This window comes from Streptomyces tuirus (assembly GCF_014701095.1).
GTDB lineage: Bacteria > Actinomycetota > Actinomycetes > Streptomycetales > Streptomycetaceae > Streptomyces > Streptomyces tuirus.
Window position 1 is genome coordinate 4,088,917 of sequence record NZ_AP023439.1, and the last position, 12,182, is coordinate 4,101,098.

Here is a 12,182-nt window from a genome sequence, read left to right on the forward strand (position 1 = left end):
GCCGGTTGTGGCCGGTCGCGCGGTTCCCCGCGCCCCTCGAGGCACGCTGCGCGTGCACGGGACGGCCGCGGTGCTCCGGGAGGGAGCACCGCGGCCGTTTCAGCGGGGGCGCCCCGCAAGGGCGCGGGGAACCGCCCGGCCGGCCGACGGCACACCGCGGCACCGAGCCGAGGGCTCACGCACGCCGCGGTACCTGGCCGAAGGCTCACGCACGCCGCAGTACCGCGTCGAGTGCCGCTACCAGCGACCCGGCGGGGTCGCCCACCGCACCGGTCGCGCGCCACGCGATGAACCCGTCCGGCCGGAGCAGCACCGCACCGGCGCCCTGCACCCCGTAGCGGGTGAGGAAGCGCTCGACGACCTCGGAGGGCTCCTGCGATCCCACGCGGTGGAAGGAGACGCCGAGCGCGGCCGCCGGCTCCTGCCAGGCAGCGCCGTCCGGGCCGGCGAGGAGCCAGAAGTCGCCGTCGAGGAGATCGTGGAGGGCGACGTCCTTGCCCTGGCGGACCAGGGGGAGGTGGGGAGCGCGGGTGCCGGGGCGGCCGGTGGGTGCCGTCGGATCCTCCACCACGGCGGTGTCGTCGTCCCCGGCCTCGCGGAGAACGGCGTCCGACCGGTACACGTGGCCGAACAGCACCGTGGTCTCGGGCCGGTGCCGGGCCGCGGCCGCCTCGTCGAGTCCGCTGCGCTGGAGGTAGCGGATGACGCCCTGGTCGACCGTGAACTCGGCGACCGGGGCCCGCTCCTGCTCGTAGGTGTCCAGCAGGCCGTGGCCCGCCTGTCCGCGCAGCACCCGTGCGAGCTTCCAGGCCAGGTTGTGCGCGTCCTGGATGCCCATGTTGCCGCCGAACCCCCCGGTGGGCGGCATGACGTGTGCGCTGTCACCGGCCAGCAGCACGCGTCCGGAGCGGAAGCGGTCCGCGACCCAGGCGGCGATCTCCCAGCTCGTCGCGGACTCCACCGTGACCGGCAGATCGGGCACACCCACCGCGGCCCGGACCAGCTCCACGCAGTCCTCGGTGCCGTAGACGCGGTGGTCGGCGCCGGGTGGCAGGCTCGGAGCGAGCACCCAGCGGTCGGAGTCCGCCCCGCCGAGCTTGCCGAGCACGCCCTTGACGGTCGGATTGCTGACGAAGCAGAGGAAGAAGGTGCGCCCCGCCACGTACGGGTCGAGGTCGGCATGGAAGACGATGTTCATCTGCCGCCCGAACACGCCCTGCCCGTGATGGCCGATGCCGAGTGAGGTGCGTATCGGCGCCCGTGAGCCGTCGGCCGCTATCAGGTACCGCGCCCGCACGGTGCGCTCCGAGCCGTCGCCCAGGTCGCGCAGGACCGCCGTGACGCCGTCTGCGTCCTGGGTGAACTCCGTCATCTCGGTGGCGAACCGGATGTCCGCGCCGAGTTCCACGGCCCGCTCCCGCAGCACCGGTTCGAGACGGTCCTGCCCGATCAGGGTCCAGCCGGTGGTGCCGACCTCGTGCCGGTCGACGCGGAACGGTCCGTCGAACCGCCCGAGTTCCGCCCCGGTGAGGGACTCGGCCTGGAGGATGTCGCCGTACTGGGCGTGCGGGTTCTCCCGTGCCCGTACCGCGTCCTCCAGACCGAGCGCGCGCAGCAGCTCCATGGTCCTCGGGCTCGCGGCCTGCGCCCGGGGGTGCGCCGAGATGTCCGCGTGCCGCTCCACCAGCACCGGCCGGATGCCCTGCCGTGAGAGGAACAGGGCCTGGGCGAGCCCCACCATGCTGCCGCCCACGATGAGTACATCGGTCGTCTCGTCCGCCATGCCGGCTCCTCGGAGGGTGTGGATTGCGTTGGGTTTCGGCGGGCCGATGCAACACCTGACGCCTCGAACCCGGCTCGCGGCGCGGGCGAGCGGAACCGGTGCGGAGCGACGCGCTCCCAGTCGGATTCGAGTGCCGTGCGAGGAGCGGCTGACAGGTTCGGGCCAGGCCCGAAGTACGGCGCACGGCTCGAGGGAGGACGGAAGCGGTGGTGGAGGCTTTGAGTGTGCTGGTGCTCACGGGCACCGGCCTGGTGGCGGGGGTGCTCTTCGCGGTCGCGGTGAGCGTGATGCCCGCGCTGATCGCGATGACCCCGGAGCGGTACGTGTCCACGCACATCCTGCTCGGCAAGCGCTACGACCGGATCATGCCGTTCATCGTCACCGGCTCCACGGCCGTGGACGTGGGGCTCGCGATACGGGCACCGGACGGCCCCCGGGCGCTGTTCGCGGCCGCCGCGCTCTGTATGGCCGGGGTGGCCGTGGTGTCGCAGACCCGGAACGTGCCGATCAACCGGAGGGTCAAGCGGACCCGGCCCGAGGACCTGGGTCCCGGCTGGCGGGATCCCCGTCCGGCCTGGCGGGACTGGCATCTGGTCCGCACCGGCCTCGCGATCGCGGGCTGCGCGTCGACCGCCGCCGCGGTGGTGCTGTCGTGACCCCCGCCGTCGTACGCGAACTGCCGGAAGGACCGGAGCGAGCGGCGGCCGATGCCCGGATACGGGAGCTGCTGTCCCGTCCCGAGCCCGGTCCGGTGGCCGAAAGGCTCGCGCTGCTGCACTTCAGCGGGCGGCGCAGCGGGCGGCCGTACACCGTGCCCGCCGGGGTGCACACCCTCGGGGACGCGCTGGTGGTGGCGACCGGCAGCGGCTGGCGGCACAACTTCGCGGGCGGCTCGCCGGGTGAGCTGACCTGGCGCGGACAGCGGCGGCCGGTGCGGTTCACGCTGGTCGACGACGCGGAGCGCAGCGCGCGCGGCTATCTGGAGCTGTACCGCCGCTACGGGGAGGAGGCCCCGCGCCGGCTCGGGCTCGCCGTGCGCGGTGAAGGGGCGCCCGCACTCGCCGAGTTCCGGGAGGCGGTCGACCGGCACGGGCTCTCCCTGGTGGAGGTCACCCTCCTCACCCATGCCACGGCGGAGAACAGCGCACCCCCATCAGACGCAGAGAGCGAAAGGACGCCACGATGAGCGGAATCGCCGGCTGGGTGGACTTCGAACGGGACCTGACACCGGAGGCGCCCACCGTACGGGCGATGGCGGCGGCGCTCGCGCACCGCGGCCCGGACGGCTTCGGTGAGTGGATCGAGGGCCATGCCGCGCTCGCTCACCGGCGGCTCGCCCTGCTCGGCTCCGAGCACGCGGGGCAGCCGGCCGTCGTGGAGTCGGAGGCCGGGAGCCCGGTGGCCGTGCTGACCCTGGACGGGAGCGTCACCAACGGGGTGGAGCTGCGCCGCGAACTGGCTGCGAAGGGGCACCGGTTCACCGGGGACGGTGACGCGGAGGTGGCGCTGCACGCCTACCTGGAGTGGGGTACGGCGTTCCCCGAACGGCTGGAGGGCCTGTTCGCGCTGGCCGTGTGGGACGTGCGGCGGCAGGAACTGCTGCTGGTCCGCGACCGGTTGGGGGTGAAGCCGCTGTGCTACTTCCTGACGCCGTCCGGTGTGCTCTTCGGCTCCGAGCCCAAGGCGCTGCTGGCCCATCCGGCGGTACGGCCGGTGGTCGACGCCGACGGGCTGCGGGAGCTGTTCGCGCACAGCCGCAAGCCGGGCACCGGGGTGTTCCGGGGCACGCGCGAGGTGCTGCCCGGCCACACGATGACCGTGCGGGCGCCCGGCACCGGCCACCGTCGCTACTGGTCGCTGCCCGCCCGGCGGCACACCGACAGCCTGGAGACCACGGTCGCCACCGTGCGCCGGCTGCTGTCGGAGGCGGTCGCCACGCATCTTCGTGCGGACGTGCCGGTCGGCGCGATGCTCTCCGGCGGGATCGACTCCAGCGCGCTGACCGCGCTCGCGGCCCACCGGCGGCGGGCCGAGGGCGCCGGACTCCGGTCGTTCTCGGTGAACTTCACCGGCTACGCCGAGAACTTCAAGCCGCACCCCACCATGCGCGCCACCCCCGACGCCCCCTACGCGGCTCTCGCCGCCGAGCACATCGGGACCGAGCACACCGAGATCCTGCTCGACACGGCGGCGCTCGCCGATCCGCGGACCCACGCCGTCGCCCTGCGCAGCCAGGACGCGCCCTCACCGCTCGGTGACATGGACGTCTCGCTGCTGCTGTTCTTCCAGGCGCTGCGCCGCGCGGGGATCACCGCGGTGCTCTCCGGGGAGACCGCGGACGAGGTCTTCAACGGCTACTTCTGGGCCTACGACCCGGCCCACAGCAACTCCACGACCTTCCCGTGGGTCTCCTTCGAGCGCGGGCACGACGCCGCCGCGGGCGGTCTGGGCTGCTCGCTGGTGGACCGGACGCTCCGCAAGGAGCTGGACTTCATGGAGTACGCCGACCAGCACTACCGCGACGCGCTCACCGAGGTCCCGCGAGTGGCCGGCGAGAGTTCTGCCGAGCGCAGGGCGCGCGAGGTCACGTATCTGGCGCTGACCCGGTGGGCCCCGACCCATCTGGACCGGGCCGACCGGATGAGCATGGCTCACGGGGTGCAGCTGCGCCCGCCGTTCTGCGACCGGGCGCTGGTGGAGTACGTCTACAACGTCCCGGCCGACTTGAAGAGGGTGAACGGCCAGGAGAAGAGCCTGCTGCGGGCGGCGGTCTCCGATCTGCTGCCGGAGCGGGTGCTCAACCGGCCCAAGAGCGCCTATCCGACCGTGCAGGAGGCGGCGTACGGCGAGTTCGTGCGCCACCGTTTCGAGGGCGTGGCCGCGGACGGTACCGCGCCGGTCGCCCCGCTGCTGGACGCCGAGGCGACCAGGGCGGCGCTGGGTACGGCGGTGGCTCCCAGCGGTGCCTTCGCGTGGGTGGAACGGGCGAGCATGGAGATGGTGCTGCAGTTGAACACGTGGCTCTCGGAGTACGGGGTCGAACTGCGGGTGTGAGGGTGCCGGGCGCCACAGCCCGCACAGAAATATGCTCCTTGTCATCCATGTGCGCGAAGCATAGGATACGACGAGGTAAAGAGCGAGAATGCGGCACTCGGTTTCGACCCGCAGTGCCGGGTGCGCGCAGGATTATTGCTGGTTTCAACTTCTTTTTCGGTGAAACGTAATTCTCCGAGTAAAGGGACGGCAATTTTTCCGCCCCTTCGAGCGTGTGATGTTTCGCCCAAAAATGAGTGACGCAGGAAGGTGAATAACCGATGGCCGCCACACTGCACAGGCGGCTCACTCAGGGGGAATGCAGTGATAGAGATCGGTCTGCTGGGCTCCATGCGAATACGCAGGAACGGGGAGGACGTCACACCGTCCGCCCCCAAACTGCGTCAGGTGCTGGCCCTGCTGGTGCTCAATGCCAACTCGCTGGTCAGCGTGGACCAGCTGTGCGAGGAACTGTGGGAGGACCACCCGCCGCTCAGCGCCCTGACCACCTTGCAAACCTACATTTATCAACTGCGCCGCAGACTGTTGCTGGCCACCGGGCAGCACGGCGCGGCTTTCGGCTCCCGTCCACCGCACGGCTGCCCCGCAATCCTGACCAGGGTCGGCGGCTACGAACTGCGGCTGGACGACAAGCAGTCGGTGGACGCTTACCGCTTCGACCAGCTCACCGAACAGGGCATGGCACAACTCCGCACCGGCGCGGGGGAGGAAGAGGCGGCCCGCACTCTCAAGGCGGCCCTTTCCCTGTGGCAGGGCGGAGCCCTGGTCGACGTCAGTACCGGACGCCGGCTGTCGGCCTGGTCGACCCAGCTGGAGGAACGCCGTAAGAGCGTCCTGGAGCAACGTTTCTCCCTCGAGCTCGAACTCGGCCGTCACCACACCGTCCTGGACGAACTGTCCGAGGCCTTCCGGGCCCACCCCACCCACGAGGCGTTCGCCGGCCAGCTGATGCGGGCCCTGCACCGCTGCGGCCGCCGGCCGGACGCCCTCAACACCTTCCGCACCCTGCGCGGCCATCTCGTCGAGGAACTCGGCCTGGAACCCTCCGCGCAGCTCCAGCGGCTCCACCAGGAGGTGCTCGCGGACCGCGGCCATCTCCGAGGACCCGCCCCGGCCAAGGCCGAGGCCGTGCCGGGCGGGCGTCGGCTCGTGCCCGGCCCGGCCCAGCTCCCCGCCGACGCCGGTGACTTCGTCGGGCGGGAACGCGAACTCGATCAGCTGGAGACCTTCCTCGGCGCGGACCGGCCCAGCACCGGCATGCGCGTGGTGGAGGTGCACGGCCCGCCCGGTGTCGGCAAGAGCGCCTTCGCCGTGCGTGCCGCGCACCGGCTGCGCCCGCGCTTCCCCGACGGACAGCTCTTCATCGACCTGTCCGCCGTCGGCGAGGGCTCCCAGCAACTCGCGGACGTGCTGTCGGCCTGCCTCACCGCCTGCGGCATCCAGCGCGAGAAGCAGCCCAGCGGGCTCGGCGAGCTCAGCAGACTGTTCCGCACCTGGACCGCCGACCGCCGGGTGCTGGTCGTGGTCGACGACGCGCTCACCGGCTCCCAGATCCGCGCCGTCCTGCCGGGCGGCTCCGGCTGCGCGGTGATCGCCACAAACCGCTACCGCGCGCACAGCCTGTCCACCGGCCGCAAGATCGTGCTCCCCGCCCTGTCCCGGGAGGAATCCCTCCAGCTCTACGACCGGGTCGCCGGGGAGCGCTCCAGGCAGCAGGACCCCGGGGCGGTGCGGGAGCTGATGGCGCTGTGCGAGGGGCTGCCCCTGGCCATCAGGGCCGTCGCCGGCCGGCTCACGGCGCGGCCCGGCTGGTCCGCGGCCCGGCTGGCGTCGCGGCTGCGCGGCAACCACCGGATGCTGCTCGAACTCCCCGCCGGCACCCAGTCACTGATGACCACCGTGGCCGCCAGCCACCGGCATCTGCCCGCCCCGTCACGGGAGTTGCTGCGCCTGCTGCTCCAGCGCGAGCGCCCCCGCTGGAGCCTCGACGAGGTGGTGACCCGGCTGCGTCCCGGCAGTGGAGACGCCGAGACGCTCCTCGAATACCTTGTCGACGTCCACCTCGTCGAGGAGCACCTGACACCGGAGGCCGAGCTCCTCTACTCCGTGCCCCGGCTCACCCGGCAGGCCCTGATTCTCCTCTCGCGCGGCACGCCCGCGGGCGACGTACCGAACGGCCGGATGGTCGGCGCCGGTGTCGTCGCCGGCACCGGCGTCCCCCTGATGAAGGCGGACATCCGCCGGTAGCCCGGCCCTCTCACGGCCCGCCGCACCCCCGGGTGCGGCGGGCCGTCGTGCTGTCCCCGTCGCGGCACCGGGCCGTCAGCGGTTCTCCAGGCGCCTTCGAGAGCGTCTCGACCCCCGCCGACCAGGGTGAACACAGCACCGACAAGCCGGGAGGACATCGTGCACCGAACGCTGATCGTGGCGAGGATGGACCTCGCCGACGCCGAGGGCGTCGCGCAGGTCTTCGCCGATTCGGACAGCACCGAACTGCCCCATCTGGTGGGGGTGTCGAGGCGGACGCTGTTCGCGTTCCACAACCTGTACTTCCACTTGGTGGAGGCCGACCAGGACATCGCGCCGAACCTGTACAAGGCGCGCAGCCACCCGCTCTACGAGGAGATCAACACCCGGCTCGGCCAGTTCATCTCGCCCTACGACCCCGACTGGCGCGAGCCCAAGGACGCCATGGCCGTCCCCTTCTACTCCTGGACACCCCAGGAGGGCCCGCAGACCAGCGCCCCGCGCTCGGCGAACCTGGGCGGTGCCCGATGAGCGCCACCGCCAGCACCAAGGTCGCCGTGAACGAGGTCGCCGCCAACACCAAGCGCGGCGGCGACATCCGCGTCACCCTCAGCCCCAAGACCGTGGGGTGCACCTCGGGCTTCGGCGGAGTGCTGCGGCTGGCCCCCGGCCACCACGTCACCGAGCACCTCCACCCGTACTCCGAGGAGTTCCTGCACGTCGTCCAGGGCCGGCTGGAGATGACGCTGGACGGCGGCACCCCGCAGCCGCTCGGCCCCGGCGACTCGCTGCTGGTGCCCATCGGGGTGCGCCACCGCCTGGTGAACACCGGGTCCGTGCCGGCCGAGGCGGTCTTCCACCTCTCCCCGCTCGCGCCCCGCCCCGAGCTGGGCCACGTCGACACGGAACAGCCGCTCGACGCGTCCGCGGGCAACCCGGATGTGGGTGCGGCCCGATGACAGCCGGACAGCGACGCGCGGTGATCACGGGGGTGGGGGCCGTCGCGCCCGGCGGGATCGGGCGGGACGCCTACTGGGACCTGCTCACCGCCGGACGCACCGCCACCCGCCGCATCAGCCTGTTCGACCCGGCCGGCTTCCGCTCACAGGTCGCCGCCGAGTGCGACTTCGATCCGCTCGCTGCCGGGCTCACACCCCAGGAGGCCCGCCGGATGGACCGGGCCGGTCAGTTCGCGGTCGTCGCCGCCCGTGAGGCCGTCGCGGACAGCGGAGTCGAACTGCCCGGCACCGACCCGGAGCGGGTCGGCGTCAGCATCGGCAGCGCCGTCGGCTGCACCATGGGCCTGGAGGAGGAGTACGCGGTCCTCTCCGACGGCGGCCGCGAGTGGCTGGTCGACCACAGCTACGGGGTTCCCCACCTGTACGGCTACATGGTGCCCAGCACCCTCGCCGTCGAGGTGGCCCGGCAGGCGGGCGCGGAGGGGCCGGTCGCGCTGATCTCCACCGGCTGCACCTCGGGTCTGGACGCCATCGGACACGGCGTCCAGCTGATCGAGGAGGGCACCGCCGACATCGTGCTCGCCGGGGCCACCGACGCTCCGCTGTCGCCGATCACATCCGCCTGCTTCGACGCCATCAAGGCCACCACCGCCACCAACGACGACCCCGCACACGCCTCCCGGCCCTTTGACGGGCGGCGCGACGGCTTCGTCCTGGGCGAGGGCTCCGCCGTCATGGTGATCGAGGAGCTGGAGTCGGCCAGACGCCGCGGCGCCACCGTGTACGCCGAGATCCTCGGCTTCGCGGGCCGCAGCAACGCCTTCCACATGACCGGACTCAAGCCCGACGGCCGGGAGATGGCCGAGGCCGTCCGGGTCGCGATGGACCGGGCGCGGCTCGACCCCGGCGCCATCGACTACATCAACGCCCATGGCTCGGGCACGAAGCAGAACGACCGGCACGAGACCGCCGCGTTCAAGCGCAGCCTCGGCCGGCGGGCCCACGAGGTGCCGGTCAGCTCCATCAAGTCGATGATCGGGCACTCGCTCGGCGCCATCGGCTCCCTGGAGATCGCCGCCTGCGCCCTCGCCCTGCGCCACCAGGTCGTCCCGCCGACGGCCAACCTGTCCACGCCCGACCCCGAGTGCGACCTCGACTACGTGCCGGTGACGGCCCGCGAGCACCGTATGGACCGGGTGCTCAGCGTCGGCAGCGGCTTCGGCGGCTTCCAGACGGCGATGGTCCTGGGCCGGCCCCACCTCGCGCACGGGGAGGCGGCATGAGCGCCTCCGGCATACGCCCCGGCCGGCGCGGCCGGTCCGTGGTCACCGGGATCGGCGTCGTCGCGCCCACCGGGATCGGCGCCGCCCGGCACTGGGAGTCGGTGCTCTCGGGCAAGAGCGGCCTCGGCCGCATCACCCGCTTCGACCCGACCGGCTACCCCGTCCGGGTGGCGGGCGAGGTCCCCGGATTCCGCGCCGGTGAACAGGTGCCGGGGCGGCTCGTCCCGCAGACCGACCGCTTCACCCACTTCGCGCTGGCTGCCGCCGAGGACGCCCTGGCCGACGCCGCCGCCGACCCGGCGACCCTGCCGGAGTACGAGATGGCGGTGGTGACCGCCAGCTCCTCGGGCGGCACCGAGTTCGGACAGCACGAGATGGAGAACCTCTACCAGAAGGGGTCTTCCTGGGTCGGCGCGTACCAGTCCATCGCCTGGTTCTACGCGGCCACGACCGGCCAGGTCTCCATCCGGCACGGCATGCGCGGCCCCTGCGGGGTCATCTGCGGCGAGCAGGCCGGCGCTCTCGATGCCCTCGGCCAGTCCCGGCGGCTGCTGGACACCGGCTCCCGGCTCGTGCTCAGCGGCGGCACCGACGCCTCGCTGTGCCCATACGGCCTGGTGGCGCAGCTGTCCACCGGCCGGCTGTCCACCGAGGATGATCCCGCCCGCGCCTACCTGCCCTTCGACGCGGCCGCCTCCGGCTTCGTCCCGGGGGAGGGCGGTGCCATCCTCGTCGTCGAGAGCGCCGAGGCGGCACACGCCCGCGGGGCCCCGGCCTACGGCGAGATCCTCGGTTACGCGGCCGGCTTCGACCCCACCGCGGACGGCACCACCGCGCGGCACTCCGTGCTGGTATCCGTCGTGCGGCGGGCCCTCGCCGACGCCGGGCTCGCCCCGGGCGATGTCGACGTGGTCTTCGCCGACGCCGCCGGCACCCCCGCCGAGGACCTCGCCGAGGCCCGGGCGATCACCGAGGTCTTCGGGCCCGGCGGGGTGCCGGTGACCGCGCCGAAGACCCTCACCGGGCGCCTCTACGCGGGCGGCGCCGCACTGGACGTGGCGACCGCGCTGCTCGCCCTGAGCGCCGGTGTCGTCCCGCACACCGCGGGGCTCGGCCGCCCGGCCCCCGGCTGCGAGATCGACCTCGTCCTCGATCGCCCCCGCCAGACCGACCCGCGCACCGCCCTGGTCCTGGCCCGCGGCCACGGCGGTTTCACCTCCGCCCTGGTGACGGGCGCCGGCGATCGCCACGCCCTCAGGAGGTGACCGGCTCACCGGCAGCCGACCGAGATCCGCGGTCGCGGCCCGGCCAGGGGCGAGGAGAACCGCGAGACCGGCCCCCACACACCCGCAGCCCACACACCACCCACGAAAGGCTTCTCATGGCGGACTTCACCCTCGACGACATCCGGCGAATCCTGCGCGCGAGCGGCGGGGTCGACGAGCAGACCGACCTGGACGGCGAGCACTTCGCCGGCACCTCCTTCGCCGACCTCGGCTACGACTCCCTGGCCCTGCTGGAACTCGTCAACCGCATCGAGCGCGAGTACGGCATCCAGATCCCCGACGGCGACCTCGCGCACACCCAGACCCCGCTTGAGGCCCTGACCTATGTCCAGGCCCGGCTCACGGAGGCTCGCGTCTGATGGCGGGACACACCGACAACGCGATCGTCGTCGAGGCACCGATGGACCTGGTGTGGACGATGACCAACGACGTGGCCGCCTGGCCGCGGCTGTTCGACGAGTACGCCTCCGCCGAGATCCTCGGCCGGGACGGCGACACCGTCACCTTCCGCCTCGCCCTGCACCCGGACGAGAACGGCACGGTCTGGAGCTGGGTCTCCGAGCGCACCCCCGACCCGGCCACCCGCACCGTCGTGGCCCGCCGGGTCGAGACCGGCCCCTTCGCGCACATGGACATCCGCTGGGAGTACGAGGAGGTGCCCGGCGGCGTACGGATGCGCTGGATCCAGGACTTCGCGATGAAGCCCGACGCCCCGATCGACGACGCCGGGATGACCGCCCGGCTCAACCGCAACACCGCCGTCCAGATGCGGCTGATCAAGGCCAAGGTGGAGACCGCGGCCCGGGCCGGCCGGCAACTCCGGGGCAAGCGCGTCCTGGTGACGGGCGGCAGCCGGGGCATCGGCCGGGGGATCGTCCTCGCCGCGGCCCGGGCCGGTGCCGACGTCATCACCTGCTACCGCACCCCCGGCGAGGCCGTCGCCACGCTGGAGGAGGAACTCGCCGGCACCCCCGGCAAGCACCAGGTGCTGCGGGCCGACGCCGCCGACGCCACGGACGTGGACCGGCTGGCCACCGCGTGCGAGGCGAGCCTCGGCGGACTGGACGCGGTCGTCAACAACGCCGGGACGTTCCGCCCCCAGCCGTACACCGACCTCGGACCCACCGAGTGGGCCGACACCCTCCAGGGCAACCTCACCGCCACCCACCTGGTCACCCGGCGCACCCTGCCGCTGCTCTCCGCCGGATCCTCGGTGATCAACGTCGGCTCCACGGTCGCCTTCATCGGCATGGCCGGCGGCGTCCACTACACCGCCGTCAAGGCCGCGCTGGTCGGCATGACCCGCTCCCTGGCCCGGGAGCTCGGGCCGCGCGGCATCCGCGTCAACACGGTCTCGCCCGGCCGCATCGCCACCGAGGCGCTCGACGAACTGCCCCCCGAGGAGGCCGAGCGGCAGCGCGCCGCCTTCGCCTCCTTCACCGCGCTCGGCCGGCTCGGCACCGTCGACGACATCGCCCGGACCGTGCTGTTCCTCATCAGCGACCACGCCGGCTACGTCACCGGCCAGAACATCCACGTCGACGGCTGCGTCTGAGCCGCGGCCCGGCCA

At 72.9% G+C, this 12,182-nt stretch carries 11 protein-coding genes and 1 pseudogene; 11 read left to right on the top strand and 1 reads right to left on the bottom strand.

Going from position 1 to position 12,182, the window contains the following annotated elements:
- Positions 1 to 205: 205 nt before the first annotated feature.
- A complete protein-coding gene (locus IGS69_RS18815) occupies positions 206 to 1,783 on the bottom strand; it encodes an FAD-dependent monooxygenase (protein ID WP_190901325.1) in 1,578 nt (525 codons plus the stop codon).
- A 209-nt stretch (positions 1,784 to 1,992) separates the two neighbouring features.
- Between IGS69_RS18815 and IGS69_RS18820 the strand changes: the two genes are divergently transcribed.
- From IGS69_RS18820 to IGS69_RS18865, 11 genes and pseudogenes are all read left to right on the top strand, one after another.
- Entirely contained in the window at positions 1,993 to 2,439 is a 447-nt protein-coding gene (locus IGS69_RS18820) for an anthrone oxygenase family protein (protein WP_332836559.1), read from the top strand.
- The gene (locus IGS69_RS18825; protein WP_190901329.1) at positions 2,436 to 2,969 is read left to right on the top strand and encodes a PNPOx family protein; all 534 of its coding nucleotides are present in this window, start codon (positions 2,436 to 2,438) and stop codon (positions 2,967 to 2,969) included. The genes IGS69_RS18820 and IGS69_RS18825 overlap by 4 nt, the downstream gene beginning before the upstream one ends.
- Positions 2,966 to 4,837: an asparagine synthase (glutamine-hydrolyzing) gene (gene asnB / locus IGS69_RS18830; RefSeq protein WP_190901331.1), complete on the top strand. Its 1,872-nt coding sequence runs from the start codon at positions 2,966 to 2,968 to the stop codon at positions 4,835 to 4,837. Before IGS69_RS18825 ends, asnB begins: the two co-directional genes overlap by 4 nt.
- A gap of 330 nt (positions 4,838 to 5,167) precedes the next feature.
- Entirely contained in the window at positions 5,168 to 7,084 is a 1,917-nt protein-coding gene (locus IGS69_RS18835) for an AfsR/SARP family transcriptional regulator (RefSeq protein WP_190901333.1), read from the top strand.
- A gap of 159 nt (positions 7,085 to 7,243) precedes the next feature.
- Positions 7,244 to 7,615 carry a TcmI family type II polyketide cyclase gene (locus IGS69_RS18840; RefSeq protein WP_190901335.1) on the top strand — a complete coding sequence of 124 codons (372 nt, stop codon included), beginning with the start codon at positions 7,244 to 7,246 and terminating at the stop codon, positions 7,613 to 7,615.
- A complete protein-coding gene (locus IGS69_RS18845; protein WP_190901338.1) occupies positions 7,612 to 8,043 on the top strand; it encodes a cupin domain-containing protein in 432 nt (143 codons plus the stop codon). The genes IGS69_RS18840 and IGS69_RS18845 overlap by 4 nt, the downstream gene beginning before the upstream one ends.
- Positions 8,040 to 9,326, top strand: a complete 1,287-nt coding sequence (locus IGS69_RS18850; RefSeq protein WP_190901339.1) for a beta-ketoacyl-[acyl-carrier-protein] synthase family protein — start codon at positions 8,040 to 8,042, stop codon at positions 9,324 to 9,326. The genes IGS69_RS18845 and IGS69_RS18850 overlap by 4 nt, the downstream gene beginning before the upstream one ends.
- Positions 9,323 to 10,591, top strand: coding sequence for a ketosynthase chain-length factor (locus IGS69_RS18855; protein WP_190901341.1), 1,269 nt, complete (start codon positions 9,323 to 9,325; stop codon positions 10,589 to 10,591). The genes IGS69_RS18850 and IGS69_RS18855 overlap by 4 nt, the downstream gene beginning before the upstream one ends.
- 116 nt (positions 10,592 to 10,707) lie before the next feature.
- The gene (locus IGS69_RS18860; RefSeq protein ID WP_190901343.1) at positions 10,708 to 10,971 is read left to right on the top strand and encodes an acyl carrier protein; all 264 of its coding nucleotides are present in this window, start codon (positions 10,708 to 10,710) and stop codon (positions 10,969 to 10,971) included.
- Positions 10,971 to 11,423 (top strand): annotated as a pseudogene (locus IGS69_RS34675) (SRPBCC family protein); the annotation flags it as partial. The gene IGS69_RS18860 and the pseudogene IGS69_RS34675, both read left to right, overlap by 1 nt.
- A gap of 27 nt (positions 11,424 to 11,450) precedes the next feature.
- Positions 11,451 to 12,167, top strand: a complete 717-nt coding sequence (locus tag IGS69_RS18865; RefSeq protein WP_232543774.1) for an SDR family NAD(P)-dependent oxidoreductase — start codon at positions 11,451 to 11,453, stop codon at positions 12,165 to 12,167.
- Positions 12,168 to 12,182: the final 15 nt, after the last annotated feature.